13 protein-coding genes are annotated in these 19,957 nt (G+C 70.3%); 9 read left to right on the plus strand and 4 right to left on the minus strand.

The features are described from left to right. Positions 1-178: 178 nt before the first annotated feature. Both ACWCPF_RS35535 and ACWCPF_RS35540 read left to right on the plus strand, forming a co-directional pair. Positions 179-937, plus strand: coding sequence for an IclR family transcriptional regulator (locus ACWCPF_RS35535; RefSeq protein WP_451049232.1), 759 nt, complete (start codon positions 179-181; stop codon positions 935-937). 173 nt (positions 938-1,110) lie between these two features. Beyond that, positions 1,111-2,220: a PP2C family protein-serine/threonine phosphatase gene (locus ACWCPF_RS35540; RefSeq protein ID WP_451049314.1), complete on the plus strand. Its 1,110-nt coding sequence runs from the start codon at positions 1,111-1,113 to the stop codon at positions 2,218-2,220. Here the strand turns inward: ACWCPF_RS35540 and ACWCPF_RS35545 are convergent. From ACWCPF_RS35545 to ACWCPF_RS35555, 3 genes are all read right to left on the minus strand, one after another. Then, positions 2,192-3,688 carry a family 43 glycosylhydrolase gene (locus ACWCPF_RS35545; RefSeq protein WP_451049233.1) on the minus strand — a complete coding sequence of 499 codons (1,497 nt, stop codon included), beginning with the start codon at positions 3,686-3,688 and terminating at the stop codon, positions 2,192-2,194. The two genes, ACWCPF_RS35540 and ACWCPF_RS35545, sit on opposite strands and share 29 nt — an antisense overlap. After that, complete coding sequence (locus tag ACWCPF_RS35550; protein ID WP_451049234.1) at positions 3,685-6,954, minus strand: discoidin domain-containing protein; 3,270 nt, start codon at positions 6,952-6,954, stop codon at positions 3,685-3,687. The genes ACWCPF_RS35545 and ACWCPF_RS35550 overlap by 4 nt, the downstream gene beginning before the upstream one ends. Before the next feature lie 201 nt (positions 6,955-7,155). Beyond that, positions 7,156-8,184 (minus strand): LacI family DNA-binding transcriptional regulator, encoded by a 1,029-nt coding sequence (locus ACWCPF_RS35555; RefSeq protein WP_451049235.1) that lies wholly within the window; start codon positions 8,182-8,184, stop codon positions 7,156-7,158. A gap of 239 nt (positions 8,185-8,423) precedes the next feature. Between ACWCPF_RS35555 and ACWCPF_RS35560 the strand changes: the two genes are divergently transcribed. From ACWCPF_RS35560 to ACWCPF_RS35590, 7 genes are all read left to right on the plus strand, one after another. After that, on the plus strand, positions 8,424-9,761 hold the full coding sequence (locus ACWCPF_RS35560) for an ABC transporter substrate-binding protein (RefSeq protein WP_451049236.1): 1,338 nt from the start codon (positions 8,424-8,426) through the stop codon (positions 9,759-9,761). A gap of 1 nt (position 9,762) precedes the next feature. Continuing rightward, positions 9,763-10,638: a carbohydrate ABC transporter permease gene (locus tag ACWCPF_RS35565; RefSeq protein ID WP_451049237.1), complete on the plus strand. Its 876-nt coding sequence runs from the start codon at positions 9,763-9,765 to the stop codon at positions 10,636-10,638. Positions 10,639-10,667: 29 nt separating this feature from the next. After that, positions 10,668-11,489: a carbohydrate ABC transporter permease gene (locus ACWCPF_RS35570; protein WP_451049238.1), complete on the plus strand. Its 822-nt coding sequence runs from the start codon at positions 10,668-10,670 to the stop codon at positions 11,487-11,489. A gap of 84 nt (positions 11,490-11,573) precedes the next feature. Further along, the gene (locus tag ACWCPF_RS35575; RefSeq protein WP_451049239.1) at positions 11,574-13,496 is read left to right on the plus strand and encodes a glycoside hydrolase family 127 protein; all 1,923 of its coding nucleotides are present in this window, start codon (positions 11,574-11,576) and stop codon (positions 13,494-13,496) included. A 14-nt stretch (positions 13,497-13,510) separates the two neighbouring features. Then, the gene (locus tag ACWCPF_RS35580; protein WP_451049240.1) at positions 13,511-15,718 is read left to right on the plus strand and encodes a beta-L-arabinofuranosidase domain-containing protein; all 2,208 of its coding nucleotides are present in this window, start codon (positions 13,511-13,513) and stop codon (positions 15,716-15,718) included. A 148-nt stretch (positions 15,719-15,866) separates the two neighbouring features. Then, complete coding sequence (locus ACWCPF_RS35585) at positions 15,867-16,973, plus strand: NAD(P)/FAD-dependent oxidoreductase (RefSeq protein WP_451049241.1); 1,107 nt, start codon at positions 15,867-15,869, stop codon at positions 16,971-16,973. Between the two features lie 152 nt (positions 16,974-17,125). Then, positions 17,126-17,950, plus strand: a complete 825-nt coding sequence (locus tag ACWCPF_RS35590) for an SAM-dependent methyltransferase (RefSeq protein ID WP_451049242.1) — start codon at positions 17,126-17,128, stop codon at positions 17,948-17,950. A 40-nt stretch (positions 17,951-17,990) separates the two neighbouring features. Here the strand turns inward: ACWCPF_RS35590 and ACWCPF_RS35595 are convergent, their stop codons facing one another. After that, complete coding sequence (locus ACWCPF_RS35595) at positions 17,991-19,823, minus strand: acyl-CoA dehydrogenase family protein (protein ID WP_451049243.1); 1,833 nt, start codon at positions 19,821-19,823, stop codon at positions 17,991-17,993. Between the last annotated feature and the right edge of the window lie 134 nt (positions 19,824-19,957).

A 19,957-nucleotide genomic window follows, 5' to 3' on the forward strand; every position in this document is an offset into this window, starting at 1 on the left:
CCTGCCCCAGCTTTGTTAAACCCCGGTGCCCCACCCCCACGCCCCCCCCCCGGGGGGGCGCCCCCCCCCCCCCCCCCCCGCCACCGACTCCGTCCACCCGCCGCCGACTCTGCCCGGTCCTGGCGTCCCTGCCCGGCACCGCCTTGCCTGTGCCGGGTGGACGGCGCACGCTGGTCCTATGAGTGCGCGGGACGGCCCCACGCTCATCAGCTCGGTGCAGCGGGCCTTCCGGCTGCTGGAGGCGGTGAGCGCGCACGACAACGGCGCGCCGGCGAAACAGCTGGCACGGGAGACCGGGCTGCCCCTGGCCACCACCTACCACCTGCTGCGGACCCTGGTCCACGACGGCTACCTGCGCAAACTCCAGGACGGCGGGTTCATCCTGGGCGACCGGCTGCAGTCACTGCACACCACGAGCCGCGGACAGTCGCTGCTCAGCCGGGTCCGCCCGACGCTCGCCGCGCTGCGCGACGAGTTCGCGACCGCCGCCTACCTCACCTTCTACGAGGAGGGCGAGATCCGCGTCGCCGAGATCGTCGACGGCCCCCGGGCGCCCCGCGTCGACCTGTGGGTCGGGTTCGAGGACGCCGGGCACGCCACCGCCCTCGGCAAGTGCGTGCTGCGGGAACTGGACGACGAGGCCCGCCAGGACTACCTCTCCCGGCACCGCCTGCCCGACCTCACGCCGAAGACCATCACCAGCGCCCCCGCACTGCTGCGGCAGCTGGACACCTCGCCCGTGGCCCCGGCCGTCACCGACCTGGAGGAGTACGCCCTCGGGACGGTCTGCGTCGCCGTCCCGGTCTACAGCGGTGACACCCTCGGCTCGCTCGGCGTCTCCCTGCCCGCGGACCGGCTGCCCCGGCTGGAGCAGATCCGGGCCCGGCTGATCCCGACCGCGGGCCGCGTGACCAGGGGTCTTTCGCTCACCGGATGATCGTTCACTATCTGAAAATCTGATCCTTGTAAGGGCCCGACGTAATCCGGTCTCCTAGATGAAACGGACATTTCGGATTGCCCCGGCGCACAGATGAGGATTGCGGACGAAGCATGAGTCAGGCCCGGAACCACGACCTGTACCGACACCGAGTGGCAGGCGCCGTCCTGCCGATGCTCCCCGTCCTCCCCGTTCTGATCGTCTTCCTCGTCGTGCTCGTCGACCTCGTCGGCGGAGCGGGCATGATCTGGCTGCCCCTGCTGGCGGCGGGCCCCGCGCTGGCCGCCGCCACCAACGGGCCGCGCGGCGTCCTCTGCGTAGGCCTCCTCGCCGCCGGACTCGGCGTGACCCTCGGCGTCCGGGACGACGCCCCCGGCCCCGAGCTGGCGGCCGTCCTGGCCGCGCAGACGGCCGTCACCGTGGCCGGGGCCCTGGCCGCCGGGCTGCGCTCGCGCCGGGAACGGGTGCTCGCGGCAGTCCGGTCGGTCGCCGAAGCCGCCCAGCACGCGCTGCTCAAGCCCGTCCCCGCGACCGTCGGCCCCTTCGAGGTGGCCGTCCGCTACAGCGCGGCCGCCGCCGAGGCCAGGATCGGCGGGGATCTCTACGCGCTGCTGCCCACCCCCTACGGCGTCCGGCTGATCGTCGGAGATGTGCGCGGCAAGGGGCTGCCCGCCGTGGGGACCGCCGCACTGGTGCTCGGCGTCTTCCGCGAGGCCGCCTACGACGAGCCCGATCTGCTCGCCGTCGTCGACCGCATCGAGCGGAGCCTCGCCCGCAACCTCGGCCCGGACGACTTCGTCACCGCCGTCGTCGCCGGCTACCCGAGGACGGGACACCTGGAAGTGGTGAACTGCGGACACGCGCCCCCGCTGCTCGTCCAGGCCGCGGGCGAGGTCGTGGCCGTGGAGCCCACCCAACCGGCCCCGCCCCTCGGGCTGCGCGCCCTGACCGGGCACACCCCCGACCTGCATGTGCTGCCCTTCGCCGACGGCGACCAGCTCCTGCTGTACACCGACGGGGTCACCGAGGCCCGCGACCAGGGCCGCGCCTTCTACCCGCTCCACGAAGGACTCGCCCGCCACGCCTGCGCCGAGCCCTCCCGCACCCTCGACGCGCTCCACGAGGAACTGCTGGACCACGTGGGCGGCCGGCTCCACGACGACGCGGCACTGCTCCTGATCCGCAAGCCGACGGTCCGGGAAGGGACGGTTCCCGAACCGACGGTCTGCGGAGTCACAGGCGGCGAGCCGACGGTCACTCGCCCGACGGCGCCGTCAGCGTGACGCCCGGAGCCACCGGCGTACCGAAGTTCGGTGTGCCGTCGGCGTTCCAGGTGAACTTCTGCGCCCTGGTGCTGCGGTTCATGTCGCAGCCGCCGGAGGCGGAGTTGTTGGCGTGGTAGACGATCCAGTCCTCGGTCCCGTCGGGCGACTTGAAGAACCCGTTGTGACCGGGGCCGTACACGCCATTGGCGTTGGAGCGCTGAAAGACCGGGTTCGGTGACTTGACCCAGGAGGCGGAGTTGAGCGGGTCGCCGGTCCCGTTGTACGTCAGCATCCCCAACTTGTAGTCGGGCGTGGAGCAGTGGCTCGCCGAGTACACGATGAACGTCTTGCCGCCGCGCTGAAGCACCTCGGCGCCCTCGTTGACCGCGCCGCCGACCGTCTCCCAGCTGTAGGTCGGGGTGGACAGGATCCGGCGGGTGCCGCTCGCGGTCCACGGGTTCGACAGCGGCCGGATGAACATCGGCTGCGAGCCGTTGTAGAACGTGCCGAGCAGATAGAGCTGACCGTTCAACTGCAGGATGCCCGGGTCCAGTTCCCAGGTGTTGTCCTGGGTCGGGTCGAGCAGGTCGGCCTTGAAGGAGTAGGGGCCCATCGGGTCGAGGCCGGCGCTCTCCAGCACATGGATGCGCTGCGTTCCCAGGTTGGACGGCTCCTGCCCGGCCGTGTAGTAGAAGTACCAGCGCTTGCCGTTCGGGCCGTCGAGCAGATGGAACTCCGGCGCCCACATCGTGCCCGCGCCGTTCGGCCGGGTCAGGTTGAAGATCACTTGGTCGGTCGCCGTGGCCAGCCCCGCGAGGGTGCTCGCCTTGCGCATGGTGATCGTCGAGTTCCAGGTCGTCGTCGCGAGGTAGTAGGAGCCGTCGTAGTAGGTGAGCCAGGGGTCCGGGCCGTGCTGGGAGAGCGGGTTGGTGAACGTGTGCGGGCTCGTGCCGCCGCCGCTGAAGGCGGGCAGCCGCCACACCCTGCCGCTTGCCGTGGCGCACGGCAGTTGGACCAGGTTGGCGCCCGACGCCGAGGAACCGCCGCTCGGCGTCACGCACTTGCCCGAGCTCACGGAGACCAGGTTGAAGGTCTTGTCCGTCCCGGAGACCGTCACCGGAACGAGCCGCCACTGCTGGTTCGTGCCGCCGTGGCACGGCCACTGGATGATCGCCGCGTTGTCGGCCGTGGACGCCCCGTAGACGTCCACGCACTGTCCTGACTGCGGGGTGATCGTGTACGTGTCGCTCGTCCCGGCCACCAGGGTGTAGCCGAAGCTCTGGTTCGCGCCCGAGGAGCAGGTGAAGGCGCGCAGCTGAGTCCCGTTGCTCGTCGAACTACCCGGCAGGTCCAGGCAGTTGCCGCCGTTCTGGTTCACGCCCGTCGAGGTGAACGCGACGGCGGCGGAGGCGGGCGGCGCCACGAGGAACGCGACCGCCACGGTGAGCAGGGCGACGAGTGCGGACAGGCATCTGGAACGGGTCACGGTCCGTACACCTTTGCTTCGAGGAGGCCGACGGAGTTGGCGCCGTTGCCGGTGAGCAGCACCCGTAGTCGGGTGGTGCTCGTGGCGGTGAAGCCGACGGTGTTGTACTGGTTCTTCGCCAGCGGGTAGCCGCTCGCGCCGGGCACGTCGACGTAGGCGCTGCCGTTCCAGTACTGGAGCTTCCACGCGGACGGCATGTCGATGCCCTGGTCGTCGTCGAAGAAGTACACCTCGGCCTTGTTCAGGGTCTTCGCGGCCGGCCAGGTCAGCTCGGCCCACTGCTGACCGGTCTCCGGCCAGGTCCCCCAGCGCGGGTTCACCGTGTCGTTGGAGGAGGGCGGGTCGATGCCGTCGTTGATCGCGGCGACGCTCTCCCAGGCGGAGGTGTACGACGCGGACGGTGTGGCGGACGTCGCCTGGTTGGCGGGTGGTTGCGGTGGCTGGACTCCGCCTCGGTTGAACACCTTGACCTCTGTCAGGCCCGCTTTCGCGCCGGAGGCGTTGGTGGCCAGGACCCGGATGCGCTGGGCGGTGATCGCCGGGAACTGCACCAGGTTGTAGTTGGCGCGTGGAGCGGCCGGGGTCTTGGTCTGGCTCGGGGCGTTCACCCACGAACTGCCGTCGTAGTACTGGATGGTGTACGCGGTCGGCGCCCGGTAGGTCGTACTGGCCGGGCGGCTGTCCTTGAAGTACAGCCGCACCTCGTTCAGCGTGCGGGTCGCTCCGAAGTTCAGCTCGTACCAGTCCTGGCTGTTGGCGGAGCCACCGGCGCCCCAGAAGGGCTCGTTGGTCGGATAGCCGTCGGTCGCGCCCGAGACCGAGCTGCCGGAGCCGGTGTAGGAGGCCGAAGTCGTCGCTCCGGAGGCGATGTTGGTCAGGTCGGCCGTGAGGTCGACGCCCGCCTTGGCCAGCATGTCGACCATACGGGGGCTGTTCTGGACGACCTGGTTGGGTGCCTGGAGTCCGGCGACCGCCGTGTTGTAGGTGACCGTGCCGCTCGTGGTGACGGCACCGGTGGCCGGGTCCCAGGTGAAGGGCACCAGTGAGTTGACGGTGGCGGCCCGGTTGCCGTTGACGTAGATCGAGTAGCCCTCCGGGACACCGGGGTAACGGACCACTCCGTCGGCCGGGTCGTCCCAGACGATGCTCAGGTCGGCGTTGCGGTAGCGGAGGTTGTTGACGGTGAAGTGGCTCCAGCCGATGTCGATCGGGGAGACCTCCACCTTGGCGTCACTGCGCGGCCGCAGGCCCGCGACGTCCTCGATCACCGTCCAGTTGCTGCTACCGAGGATGTTGTGGTGGATCCAGGACCGGTAGTTGATGCTGCTGCCGTTCCAGTCGGCCCAGAACTCGTTGGCGTCCGGCCACTGGGTGTTGCCACCGACGTACTGCGCCCAGGTGTTCCAGTACAGAAGCTTCTTGTAGTCCGTCGCGTTCATCCACGAGTTGGGGTAGTTGCGCAACACCGAGGAGTACAGCCGGAATTGGACGGTCGAGTTGATCGTCGAGAAGTTGTTGGAGCCCGGTTCACCGGCGTCGGCCGCCGCCTGCTTGTCGACCTGGTTGGCCGTGTAGAAGGGGAAGACGGGGTACTGGGCCGGGTCGTCGTAGAGCCTCAACGCCTGCTTGTACGCGGTGGTGTTGGGGATCGCGCCGACGGCGAACGGGTAGTAGTTGTTGATCTCCTTCCAGGGCACCCACTCGTTCGTCGACTTCAACCGGTGCTCGAACAGCTGCCGGTTGGGGTTCCACAGCACGTTGACGATGGCGTCCTTGATCTGCGTCGCGAGGGTCCGCATCTCGGTCGCCTTGGCCGTGTTGCCGATCGCGTCGTAGGCCTGCGCGGCGGCCAGCGCGCCGCTGTACTGGTAGGCGGACTCCGCGCGGTCCATGTTGCCGGGCTTCCAGTGGAAGGAGACCGCGTCGGCGTCGTTGCCGGTCAGCGCGCCCCAGTCGTACTCGATGAGCTTGTTGTTGTCGTGGTCGTAGTAGGCGAGCTGGCCCTTGACGTCGCCCTCCGCGTAGCGGGCGAGGTTGCCGGCGATCGCGGGCTGTCCGCCGTGGATCTGATAGCTCTTCCAGGCTGCTTCGGCGATGTACTGGGTGTAGCTGTTGGACCAGTTCTCCGGGTCACCCGGGTTGTCGAGGAAGCGCCCGCCCTTCGACGTCTGACCGGCACTGAGCCAATCCCCGTACGCGTAGGCCGGGTTGCGCAGATACTTCAGGTCGTCGATGTGCATCGGCTGGGTGAGCGCGATCGCGTTGTTGTAGCCGAGGACGCCCTCGGTGGACGTCGGGAACTGGAAGGTCTGCCCGGGGATGTCGGCGTCGAGGTTGTTGAAGCGCATCAGCCACCAGCGGTAGTAGACGTTCTTCTTGATCGCCGGTTCGGGTACGTCGATGTAGGGCACGTTCTGCGCCCACCACAGGTTGTAGGCCCTGACATGCGTCGCGAAGGCGGTCGCGTTCGAGTAGCCGGCGTAGGCGTTGTACTCGGTGAGCGACTCGGGGATCTCGTCCGTGACGAAGCCCATCACCACCTTGGCCGTCACGGTCGCTCCGGCCGCGACCGTCACGGAGCGGTTCAGGCCGCCGGTCGAGACGCTGAAGCCGTCGCCGGTGAGCCTCGGCCGGATGGTGGTCAGGTTGTTGTAGGCGTTCACCTGGCCGGTCAGCTCACTGCCGGTGCCGGAGGTGGCGTACGGCGAGGTCGCCCGCAGTTGCAGCGTGCTGGAGCCGGTGCCGTTGTTCTTGATCGACAGGTTGGTCACGGCCACGTTGTTGTCGGTGATGAACTTGGTCTGGGTGACCGTGATCGAGCCGCTGGTGTGGACGCTCTGCCAGTGACTGGGCACCTGCCGGCGCTGCGCGACCTGTTCGGTGAAAGTGCCCGGGGTGATCCCGACCGTGTAGGCGTTGTTGTTGCTGATGCTCTCCCAGTAGGCGACCTGACCGCCGAAACCGAGCACCGCGGGGTTGTGGGTCTTCATGAAGACGGCGCGCCCCCGGCTCATCAGCCAGGGCCCGGCCGGGTCGTCGCCGGTGCGGGCCAGCAGCCGGTCCATCCAGAAATCGGTTCCCGAACTCTCCGCGTCGTAGATGCTCCGCATCATGTCGCCGGGCGTGTAGGCGACGGGCGGGGACGGGACGGCGGGGCCGGTGAAGGTGGGGAACCCGATGGTCTGCGCGGCATGCGCCGACGGCGCGGCGAGCAGCGAGGTGAGCATCAGCACCAGGGCGACGAACAAGGCGTGCGGTCTTCTCATCGAAGGCTCCCTGAGTGGGGGTGACGAGAGGCACGGAAAGGGCACCTAAAAGGTTTTCGCAACGTAGAAGCGAGCTGATGCAGTGTCAAGAGACCTGTGGGCGACCGGCGTTTGCATCAAGACAGCGTTCGCATCGACACAGGGTTCGCATCAAGACAGCGTTCGCCTCACGACAGGGTTCGCAGCGACACAGCGTTCGCTTCAGGACAGCGGCGCCGTCGAGCCCCTGATGATCACCCGGCAGCGCACCGTCTCGATCCCCGAGCGCCGTGCTCCGCCGATCGCCGTGAACAAGGCGTGCGCGGCCGCGCGCCCGACCTGCTCCAGGTTCATGTCGACGCTCGTCAGCGGCGGGCGCGAGGCGGCGGTCAGGACCTGCCAGTTGTCGAAGCCCATGACCGCCACGTCCTCCGGCACCCGGTGCCCGCGCTCGCGCAGCACGTCCATCACCCCGCGGGCTATCTGGTCGCTGCCGCACAGCACCGCGTCGACGTCCGGGTGCCGGTCGAGCAGCAGCGCGGTGGCCGCCCGGCCCCACCCCTCCGACCAGGCCCCGAACCGCGGTTCGCCGACCAGGGCGAGACCGGCGTCGGCGAGCGCGGCCGCCGCGCCCTCGGCCCGCTCCTGCGCCGCGAGGTACCCGGGGTCGCCGGTGATGTGCGCGATCCGGGTCCGGCCGCAGGCCAGCAGGTGCTCCACGGCGATCCGGCCGGCGTCGACGCTGTCGGGGACGATGGACAGATCCGCCGGATCGTCCGACGGCGCGTAGGCGTAGACGACGGGGACGGGCAGTTCACGGCCCAGGGAGGGACGCGGGTCGGTGCGGCTGCCGACCACGATGAGTCCGTCGACCCGGCGTCCGAGCAGCGCGCGGACATGGTGCTGCTCGCGGATCGCGTCGCCGCGCGCGTCGCACAGGAAGACCGCGACCTCGCCCGCGCCGAAGGCGTCCTCGGCGCCCATGAGGATCGGGATGCTGAACCGGCCCTCCAGGTCGCTGGTGAGCAGACCGACCGTGCCCGACCGCCCGACGAGCAGTCCGCGCGCCAGCTGGTTCGGCCGGAAGGCCAGCCGCTCGGCCGCCTCGATCACCCGCTGGCGGGTCTCGGCGCGCACCTGACTGCGGCCGTTGAGGGCCTTGGAGGCGGTCGCGATGGACACGCCGGCCAGCCGGGCGACGTCGCTGAGGGTGGCGGGATGCGCACGAGAGGGGCCGGCGGCCGGTGTCATGGATGGTCTCCTGTCTCACGTCGCCTGCCTGAACCGTACGCGAAATGTTTCGGCGCCGGTGCGACGCCGTCGCTTTCACAGGTTTCGCCGAAGCCCTGGCGAAGGGAACCCGCAACCCGAACCCGGAACCCGTACACCCGTTCCTTGCAAGGGGATTGACGCCCTGTCAGCCGAGTCCTAGCTTTCAGAAAGCCTTTTCGGTTCCTTTCCGTCGCAGAACCCACGCTAGGGGGATCGTCATGGGGAGCACGACCGGACCACGTAGACCCTTGCGCCGGCTCGCCACCGGCGTCGTCGCGCTCCTCACCGCCGCAAGTCTGATGACGGCCTGCGGGTCGGGGGACGGCGGCTCGGACGGCGGCTCGAAAACCGGGGGAGGCGGGGGAGCGGGCAGCCCGGCGGACGCGACGGGCGTCGACGACGGCGCCACGTTGACGATGTGGACCCGGGCGGCGACCCGGCCGCAGAGCGAGGCTCTGGTCAAGGCCTACAACGCGGGCCACAAGAACAAGATCGAACTGACCGTCATCCCCACCGACGACTACCAGGCCAAGGTCGGCGCGGCCGCCGGCTCCGGCGATCTTCCCGACCTCTTCGCCTCCGACGTGGTGTTCGTGCCGAACTACACCACCAGCGGTCTCTTCGCCGACCTCACCGAGCGCATCGACGCCCTGCCCTTCGCCGACCGACTGGCCCAGTCGCACATCAAGGCCGGCACCCACGAGGGCAAGAAGTACGTCGTCCCGCACACCCTCGACCTGTCCGTCCTCTTCTACAACAAGGACCTCTACCGCAAGGCGAAGCTCGACCCCGAGAAGCCGCCGACCACCCTCGCCGAATGGGACCGACAGGCGCGGGCCGTGGACGCGCTCGGCGGCGGAGTCGACGGCACCTTCTTCGGCGGAAACTGCGGCGGCTGCGGCGTCTTCACCTGGTGGCCGTCCATCTGGGCCGGGGGAGCGGAGGTGCTGAACGAGGAGGGCACCGCGGCCGACCTCGACTCCGCCACCGCGAAGAAGGTCTACGACACCTACCGGGGTTGGGTGAAGGACGACGTCGTGGCCCCCGGCGCCCGCGACGAGACGGGCGCCACCTGGACCGGCGTCTTCCCCAAGGGCAAGGTCGGCATCATGCCCATGCCGTCGACCACCCTGGGCCTGATGCCCGAGAATCTGGACCTCGGCGTCGCGCCCATCCCCGGCCCCGACGGCGGCAGGTCCACCTTCGTGGGCGGCGACGCCATCGGCGTCGCGGCCACCAGCAAGTCGGCCGACCAGGCCTGGAACTTCCTCGCCTGGTCACTGGGCGACGAGGCACAGGTCGACGTGGTCGCCGCGCACAAGGACGTCGTGGCCCGCACCGACCTCGCCGCCAACAAGTACTCGGCCGAGGACCCACGCCTGGTCGCCGTCAACCAGCTCGTGGCGGACGGCCGCACCCCCTACGCCCTCAAATTCGGCCAGACCTTCAACGACCCCAACGGACCCTGGCTGTCCATGATGCGTGACGCCGTCTTCGGCGACGGGACGTCGGTCGAGAAGGACAACAAGGCGGTCACCGCCTCGCTGGCCGACTGAAGTGCGGTCCTCCCGCACGCTCCAGGGCCTCGGCTACGCCGCCCCCACGGCCCTGTTCGTCGCCGTCTTCTTCCTGCTGCCCCTCCTCCTCGTCGGACAGATGTCGCTCAGCGACTGGCCGCTGCTCGCGGGCGACCAGGGCGCCAACGCGCCCGAGAACTACACCGACGTCACCGACAGCACCCTGTTCTGGCCCGCCGTCCGCTTCACGCTCCTCTACACCGCCATCGTCACGGTCGTCCTGCTCGGCCTGGCGCTGCTCCTCGCCCTGCTCGTGCAGGAGTCCCGTCCGGGCGCCGGGTTCTTCCGCACGGTCTACTTCCTGCCCGGCGCCCTCGGCCTCGCCTCCGCCTCCCTGCTCTTCTGGGGCCTGTACAGCCCCACCACCGGGCCGCTCAGCAGCATCCTGGAGAAGCTCGGCCTGGTCGACGACCCGGTGTCCTTCCTCGGCACCCCGACCTCCGCCCTGCTGTCGACGGTGTTCCTCATCGTGTGGAAGTTCGCCGGTTTCTACATGCTGATCCTGCTCGTCGGCCTCCAGCGCATCCCGCACGAGGTGTACGAGGCAGCCCGGATGGACGGCGCGAGCAGAGGCCAGACCTTCCGCTCCATCACCTTGCCGCTGCTGCGTCCCTCGCTCGCGCTGTCCCTGCTGCTCTGCGTCACCGGATCGCTGCTCGCCTTCGACCAGTTCTTCGTCCTCACCAAGGGCGGACCGGACAACAGCACCGTCACCGTCGTGCAGTTGATCTACCGCGAGGCGTTCCAGCGGCTGAACCTCGGCACCGCGGCCGCCCTGTCGATCCTCGTGCTCGCCGCGCTGCTGCTGCTCAACGCCGCGCAGTTCCGCGGCCTGCGCCACGCCGACGAGTCATGACCCGCGCCTCTCGCGGAAAGGAGTCACCGGTGCTCACCCGAGCCCTCGGCCGGACGCCCCACTACGTCGTCGCCGGAGGACTGGCCGTCATCTTCCTGTTTCCCCTGGTCTGGAACGCCTGGGCATCGGTCAGCGCCCAGCCCGGCACCGCGCAGGAAACCGGTTACGGCCTCGGCAACTACCGGACGCTGCTCGACTACGACGCCGGGCTGTGGCGCTACCTCGGCAACAGCACCCTGGTCTCCGCGCTCACCGTGACCCTCACCCTCGGCGTGTCCCTGCTCGGCGGCTACGCCTTCGCCCGCTTCCGCTTCCCGGGCAAGAACCTGCTGTTCCTGCTCACCCTGGCCATCCTCATGGTCCCCTACGCCACCCTGCTCATCCCGCTCTATGTACTGCTCGGCAGACTGCACCTGCAGAACTCGCTGTTCGGGCTGAGCCTGGTGCTGACGATGTTCCAACTCCCGTTCGCCACCTTCATGATGCGGATCTCGTTCGAGGCGGTGCCGCGCGAACTGGAGGAGTCCGCGCTCGTCGACGGCTGCGGCACCGCGGGCGCGCTGCGCAAGGTCCTGCTGCCGGCCGTGCGGCCAGGGCTGATCACAGTGGGGCTGTTCGCGTTCCTCGCGGCCTGGAACGACTTCATCGCGCCTCTGATCCTCATCTCGGACAGCGCGAAGGCGCCCCTGCCGCTGGCCGTCGCGAACCTGCGACAACAGAGCATGGGCGCCGTCGACTACGGCGCCACCGAAGCCGGGGTGGTGGTCCTCGCCGTGCCCTGCCTGCTCCTCTTCCTGCTGCTGCAACGGCACTACGTGCGGGGCTTCATGTCGGGCGCCCTGAAGGGATGAAGCGTGAAGGAGAACACCGTGGGCTCAACCGTCTCACCCACATCACCTATCTCACCCACCTCACCTATCTCACCCACCTCATCCGTGTCCGCTGTCTCATCCGTCGTGCCGGTCGCCCCCGGCCGGGGCCGGCTCCGGCCGCTCGGGCTCGACGAGGTCCGGATCACCGGAGGGTTCTGGGCCCGGCGCCGGCACACCAACGCCACCGCGACCCTCGACCACTGCCGTGACTGGATGGAACGCGTCGGCTGGATCGGCAACTTCCGGGCCGCCGTCGAGGGACGCGTCCCACACGACCGGCGGGGGCGGGAGTTCGCCGACTCGGACGTCTACAAGCTGCTCGAAGCCATGGCCTGGGAGGGCGGACACGGCACCGCGCTCGACGCGATCACGGAGACGATCGCCCCCGCCCAGGAACCCGACGGCTATCTCAACACCGCCTTCGACCGACCGGGCCAGCAGGCCCGCTACCAGGACCTCGAATGGGGTCACGAGCTCTACTGCTACGGCCACTTGATCCAGGCGGGCGTCGCCCAGCTCCGCGCCGAGGGCGCCGGAGAGCTGGCGAAGATCGCCCGGCGGGCCGCCGACCATGTGTGCGCCACGTTCGGCCCGGGCGGCATCGAGCGCGTCTGCGGACACCCGGTGATCGAACCGGCCCTCGTCGAACTGGCCCGGGCGACCGGGGAGCAGCGCTACCTCGACCAGGCGCGGCTCTTCGTCGACCGCCGAGGCCATCGCACCCTCGCCGACGGCGAGTTCGGCCGCGTCTACTACCAGGACGACCTCCCGATCCGGCAGGCCACCGTGTTCCGCGGCCACGCCGTGCGCGCCCTCTACCTCGCGGCCGGCGCCGTCGACGTGGCCGTGGAGACCGGGGACGACGACCTGCTCGCCGCCCTCGAACGACAGTGGGAGGCCACGGTCGCCCGGCGCACCCATCTGACCGGCGGCATGGGCTCGCACCACCGGGACGAGGCCTTCGGCGACGACTTCGTCCTGCCGCCCGACCGCGCCTACTCGGAGACCTGCGCCGCGGTCGCCTCCGTCATGCTGAGCTGGCGGCTGCTGCTCGCCACCGGCGACCCGCGCTACGCCGACCTCGCCGAACGCACCCTGTTCAACGTGGTCGCGACCTCCCCGTCCGAGGACGGCCGGTCCTTCTTCTACGCCAACACCCTGCACCGGCGCCGCCGCGGCGCCGTGCCGCTCGCGGACGCCGAGAGCCCGCGCGCCGAGTCGAGCCTGCGCGCCCCCTGGTTCGCGGTGTCCTGCTGCCCCACCAACGTGGCCCGCACCCTCGCCCTCCTGCCCGCCTATCTGGCGACGGCGGACGACCACGGCGTCCAACTGCACCAGTACGCCGACGCGGAGATCGCCACCGGCGGCCTCGCCTTGAGCGTGCGCACCGACTACCCCTACGGCGGGAGCGTCACCGTACGCGTGGACCGCACCCCGGACCACCCGTGGACCCTGTCCCTGCGCGTCCCCGACTGGACGCGTGGCGGCGCCGCGTGGCTCACCGTCCCCGACGGATCGCGCCGGGCCGCGGCCCCCGGGACGGCCACCGTCACCCAGGTCTTCCGCCCCGGCGACGAGATCCGCCTCGACCTGCCGGTGGGGCCGCGCTGGACCGCGCCCGACCCGCGCATCGACGCCGTACGAGGCACCCTTGCCGTCGAGCGCGGGCCCCTGGTGTACTGCGCCGAGTCCGTGGACCTTCCGGACGGCCACGAGGTCGACGTCGTCCGGGTGGATCCGTCCACCGCACCGCAGGACGGGCCGGGCGGCACCGTCGTGGTCGACGGGGACGTCACCGGTGACGACGCACAGTCCGACGCACCCTGGCCGTACCGCCCGCTCGACGCGCCCGCCGGTCCGTCGGCCGCCGGGCGCGCGGGGATCGTCCTGGTCCCGTACCACTCCTGGGCGAACCGCGGGCCCTCGACGATGAGGGTGTGGCTGCCGACGCACGACGCACGGCCGGGGAACACCGACGACCGATGATCGGAGTCCGAGATATGTCCCAACCCCCCACCCGTCGCAGGGCGTTGAAACTTGCCGCAGGCGGCGCCGCCGCCGTCGGCCCACTCGCCACCGCCCCCGAGGCGCGAGCCGCTACCCCCGAGCAAGCGACCCCCGGGCGACCGGCCTCCGAGCGAGCCGCCTGCGAGCGAGCCGCCTCCGAGTTGGCGGCCCCCGCCCCGGCGGCAGCGGTCCCCCCCAGCTGGGCGGTACAGCCCTTCGCCCTCGACCAAGTCGCCCTCGGCGACGGCGTGTTCCGCCGCAAGCGCGACCTGATGCTCGGCTACGCCCGCGCCTACCCGGCCGACCGCATCCTGGCCGTCTTCCGCACCAACGCGGGGCTCGACACCCGCGGCGCCCGGCCGCCCGGCGGCTGGGAGACCGCCGACGGCAATCTGCGCGGCCACTACGCCGGACACTTCCTGACCCTCGTCGCCCAGGCGTACGCCGACACCCGCGAGGCCGCCCTCAAGACCAAGCTCGACTACCTGGTCGCCGAACTCGCGCTCTGCCAGCAGGCGTTCGCGGACCACGGCACGCCGAAGCCCAGCCACCCCGGCTATCTGGCGGCCTACCCCGAAACCCAGTTCATCCTGCTGGAGAGCTACACGACCTACCCCACCATCTGGGCGCCCTACTACACCTGCCACAAGATCATGCGCGGTCTTCTCGACGCGCACGCCCTGGCCGGGAACGCGCAGGCCCTCGCCATCGCGTCGAAGATGGGCGACTGGGTGCACAGCAGACTCGGCCGGCTGCCCAAGGCGCAGTTGGAACGCATGTGGTCGATCTACATCGCCGGCGAGTACGGCGGGATGAACGAGGTGCTGGCCGACCTGTACGCCCTCACCGGACGGCCGGAGCACCTCGCCGCCGCCCGCTGCTTCGACAACACCGCGCTGCTGGACGCCTGCGCCGACGACCGGGACATCCTGGACGGCCGGCACGCCAACCAGCACATTCCCCAGTTCACGGGCTATCTGCGGTTGTTCGACCACACGGGGGACGAGCGGTACGCGGCGGCGGCCCGCAACTTCTGGGGCATGGTCGCGGGCCCCCGCACCTACAGCCTGGGCGGCACGGGCCAGGGCGAGATGTTCCGCGCCCGCGGCGCCATCGCGGCCACCCTGGGCGACAACAACGCAGAGACGTGCGCCACGTACAACCTGCTCAAACTGAGCCGGCAGCTGTTCTTCCACCAGCCGGACGCCGCCTACCTGGATCACTGCGAACGCGGCCTGACCAACCACATCCTGGCCTCCCGCCGGGACGCGGCCAGCACGACCAGTCCGGAGGTCACCTACTTCGTCGGCATGGGCCCGGGAGTGGTGCGCGGGTACGACAACACCGGCACCTGCTGCGGCGGCACCGGCATGGAGAACCACACCAAGTACCAGGACTCGGTGTACTTCCGCTCCGCCGACGGCGGCGCGCTGTACGTCAACCTCTACCTCGCCTCGACGCTGCGCTGGCCCGAGCGGGGCCTCGTCGTCGAGCAGAGCAGCGCCTACCCGACCGAAGGCGTCCGCACCCTGACGTTCCGTGAGGGCGGCGGCAGCCTGGACCTGAAGCTGCGCGTCCCGTCCTGGGCCACGGCCGGTTTCACTGTCACCGTCAACGGAGTCCGCCAACAGGCGCGGGCGGTGCCCGGCAGCTACCTCACCCTGAGCCGGACCTGGCAGCCCGGCGACCGGGTCACGGTGTCCGCCCCCTACCGCCTGCGCATCGAGAGGGCCCTGGACGATCCGACCGTCCAGTCGCTGTTCCACGGACCGATCCTGCTGGTCGCGCAGAGCCCGGCGACCAGCCTGCGGGCGTTCTCCTTCTACAAGGACTTCACGCTGCGCGGCGACCTGGCCGACCCGATCCGCCCCGAGGGCCGCCCGCACCACTTCACCACCCACGGCCTGACCCTGGCCCCCTTCCACATCGCCGACGACACCCGCTACCACGCCTACTTCAAGCGCACGGAGCCCGTCGTCGTCTTCGGCGCGACCGACTCGGGCGTGCCGAACCGCGCCCGCGGCGACGGCCTCACCTTCCTCGACGTCCTGTGGGCGCAGGCGCCGTTCACGGCCTCCGCCCGCTTCGTCGACGCGGTCCGCGCCCTGGCCGACGCCTGGCTCTCATCGGGCCTGTTCACCTCGACCGAACGCGACCGCGTCGTGACGGCCGCCGCCAACGCGAGCCTGAGAAGCTGGTGACACCTGCCAACACGCAGTGCTTCACGGAACGTCCACAAAGTTCCACGCAAACTTGAGAATTCAAGCGCTACGCTCGTCGCCAGTTCGAGTGGCCGAGGCGCCCCACGCGCCGTGCCGCTCGCCTTCCCCCCATGCACAGGAGACGCGCGTGCGCGACGGCGACGTAGTGGTGATCGGTGGCGGCTACGCGGGCGTCCGGCTGGCGAAACGGCTGGACGCGACCGCACGGGTCACGCTGGTGGACCGCAAAGAGGTCTTCTTCCACCGTATCGCCTCCCTCCGCGCCGGGGTGCGCCCCGAGTGGTCGATGACCCCCTTCATCCCCTACGACCGACTCCTGCACGAGGGACGGATGGTGGTCGGCAAGGTCACCCGTATCGACACCGACGAGCGGCAGGTCGTCCTCGCCACGGGCGAGCGGCTCCCCTACGACGTGGTCGTGATCGCCACCGGTGCCGACTATCCCGAACCGGCCCGGTTCACGGGCACCACCACCGAACAGACGATCAAGTCGTTCGCCGGTCACCAGCGCAAGATCGCCGCCGCCGGCCACATCCTGGTCGTCGGCGGCGGCCCCTCCGGCGTCGAACTCGCCGCGGAGATACGCCTGGCCCGGCCGGACGCCCGGGTCACGCTCGCCCACTCCGGGCCCGCCCTGCTGCACTCCACGGGCAGCGAGCGGGCCGGGCGCAAGGCGCTGGCCTGGCTGGAGTCCCATGACGTGGACGTCCGCCTCGACTCGTTCATGTCCCCCGGCAACGACTTCGGCACCTACCGCGACGCACACGGCGACGTCACCGCCGCCGACGTCTCCTTCTGGGCGACGGGCACCACGCCCAACACGCTCTGGCTGCGCCTGGCCGGACACGGCGACTGGCTGAACGCCGGCGGCCATGTCAAGGTCGACCGCAGACTCAGGGTCGGCGGCCGGCCGGACGTGTTCGCGGTCGGCGACGTCAACGACGCCACCGAGCTCAAGATCACCCCCGCCGCGCTCGCCCAGGCCGACCTCGCCGCCCACAACATCCGCATGCAGCTGCACAGTTCGGGCAGGCACCGCAGGGAGCCCCGCCTCTACCGGCCGATCCAGCGCACCCCGCTGATCGTGCCGTTCGGCCCGGCCGACGGACTGACCCTGCTGCCGGTGCCGGGCGGCGAGAGCGCGGTGCTGGGCGGCCGCACCTCCGTACTGGCCAAGGCGAAGACCCTCATGACCCCGTACATGCGGCGCCAACTCGGCTACACGGCCACCTGACCCGACCGTCGGGACCGCCTCGCCAGGCCCCGCGACTTGGCCGAAACCCCATGTCCTGCGATGGCAAGCGCTCTCAACAGCCCTGCGTCGAAAGAAAGTTCGCCTAGGTTGGAGCTCCTGATCATCAACGTACCTGTGCAGGAGGCTTTGCTGTGTCGGATTCCACCTCCCAGACCGATGCGACTGTGGGAACACCCGGCCGGATCGACACGTCGAAGCCGCACTCGGCCCGGTTCTGGAACTACTTCGTCGGGGGCAAGGACAACTACGAGGTCGACCGGGAGATAGGCGACCACATCAAGGAGATCTTCCCCGGACTCGTCGACGTGGCCGTCACCAGCCGGCACTTCCTGGGCCGCGCGGTCACCTACCTGGCCGGGGAGCAGGGCATCCGCCAGTTCCTGGACGTGGGCACCGGTCTCCCCACCGCCGACAACACCCACCAGGTGGCACAGCGCGTCGCCCCGGACGCCCGCATCGTGTACGTCGACAACGACCCCGTCGTGCTCGCCCACGCCAACGCCCTCCTGACGAGCACGAAGGAAGGCAAGACCGCCTATCTGGACGCGGACCTGTACGACCCGGAAGCCGTGCTGAAAGCCGCCGCGGGCACCCTCGACTTCTCCCGGCCGGTGGCCCTGATGATCCTCAACACGCTGGGCCACGTGGCCGACTACGAGCAGGCGCGCGATCTGGTCCGGCGGCTCATGGCGGGCCTGCCGTCCGGAAGCCACCTGGTCATCAGCGACAGCACGGCCACCAGCGAGGGCATGATCGCCGCGTCGGACGCCTACAACTCCAGCGGCGCCGTGCCCTACTACGTGCGCAGCATCGACGAGATCGGCGGCTTCTTCGAGGGGCTGGAACTGGTGGAACCCGGGATCGTCCAGGTGACGAAGTGGCCCGCCGACCCCGACGATTCAGCCAACTTCGCCCCCGCTGTCGACGCCTATTGCGGCGTGGGCCGCAAGCCGTAACCCTCCCGAACGGCACACGTTTCGCGGGACCGGCTCCCGCTCATCGAGTGGAGATGAGCGGGAGGGCGTCCAGGTACTGGGGCGGGAGGTCGAACGCCTCGGTGAGGGTGGTGAGTCGGGGCTGGAGGCTGTCGGTGAGGGCGTCGACGGTCGCGGGGAGCTGGTGGATGTGGTGGGGGGCGATGTGCCCCTCGGCGAGCAGGATGCCGGTGTGCGGGGTGAGCTGGGCGAGCAGATGAAGGGTGGTCAGCTCGGTGAGGAGCTGACGGGTGGGCCGGTGAGCGGTGTCGGCGAGGGCGGCCAGCAGGGCGTCCGCCGCCAGCAGAGCGGTGTGGGTGTGGGCGCGCTGCAGGGCGGGGGCCGACGCGGTGTTCCAGCGGGCCTGCGGGTCGTGGGCCGGGCCGTTGCGCAGGGCGCTGTGGGCCTGGGCGTGGAAGGAGTGCTCGGTGTGGGCGAGCAGGTTGCGCAGGAAGCGCGGGTTGGTGAGGTGCGGCGGGCCGGGGTCGGGGGCGGGCGGCGTCGGCGGGTGGTGCAGGAGCTCGGCGGCCGCCTTGGTGGTGATGAGGAGGTTGTCGCCCTCGGCGGTGATGGTCCCCTCGATGTACTCGGGGAAGCCGGCGAGATGGTTCGCGGGCAGCAGCCCCTGCGCGCCGCAGCGCTCGCGGGCCTCCAGGGCGATGGTGCGGGCCTGCCAGGTGATCCACGCCTTGGCGAGGGCGATGAGACGTTCGAGGCGGGCGCGGTCGTCGGAGGTGTGCCGCGTCCACTCCGAGGTGAGCGAGCGGTGCAGAAACGTCATGGCATAGGCGCCGGCGACGGCCTGGAGGAGCCGGCTGTGGTGGGTGCGGTGGGTGTTGATGGGGATGCGCTGACCGGGCCGGGTCCCGCTGACCCGACGGTGGTCGCCGTAGCGGACGGCGATGGCGAGTGCGGCACGCGAGGCGCCGACGGCCGCCGCGCTCATGCAGAGCTTCCCGGCGGTGACGCGCGCGATGGAGGTGAGGAAGCGTTTTCGGCGGTTGCCGAGGTTGCTGGTGAGCGAGTCGTCCGGACCGAGGCGGCCGTGCTCGCCCTGGAGCAGGGCCTGGCGGGGCAGCGGCAGCTGGTCGAACGAGGTGAGGCAGTGGTCGACGGGCGCGTTCGGCCGCAGCGGGAGCGGGGTGACGGTGATGTGCGGCAGCGGACCGCTGTGGTCGGTCAGCGGCGTCAGGAAGAGGAAGATGCCGTGGTCACGGCCGTCGATCAGGAGGCGGGCGGCGACCACGGCGGACTTGGGGCCGCCGAGCGTGCTGGTGTTGGGCATGAACTTGGCCGCGCCGGGGTGGGGGGTGTGCAGCACGAAGCCGCCGGTCCCGGGGTCGAGCCGGGCGGTGGTCTCCAGCGCGGGCGCGTCGTTGCCGTGGTCGAGCTCGGTGCACAGGAACGTGCCGATGCGGCGCAGGGCGGTGAACTCGGTCAGGTCCCTCAGGGGATCGTCGTCGTGGTCGAGGAGGCTGCCGAGGAACAGGTTGTAGTGGATGCTGGCGACGGTGGTGAGGCCGCCGCCCCCCTCCACGATGGCCGCCCACTCGTGCAGGGCGGTGAGCAGGGCCACGTCGGTGGCCAGGGACGCGGGGTCGTCGAGGGTGTCGTTGACCAGCCGTAGCCAGGTGTAGGACTGCGCGGCGCGTTGCTCGGGGGTCAGGCCGGGCCGATGGCGGAAGACGTCCTCGGCGATGAGCCGGCGCCAGGGGGCGTGCACCCGCTCCCCCTCGCCGTCCTCGTCGAACAGCAGCCGGGTCAGCTCACGGACGGTCACGGTGGCCTGGTCGACGTCGTCGACCTGGGGTGGCCCGGTGGGGCGCTCTCCGCTGTGGAATGCCAGAAGGGCCATGAACCCTCTCCCCGTTTGTCGCAGATCCGGAAACTGGATGTCTGGATGTGCAGTGAGCCAGAAGATACGGACCTACCGGTTTTGTAATCAAGACAGAAATCGGCAAACCGACAGGGCGTGGATGGCGGGATTTC

The sequence above is a fragment of the Streptomyces sp. NPDC001858 genome, from assembly GCF_053594615.1.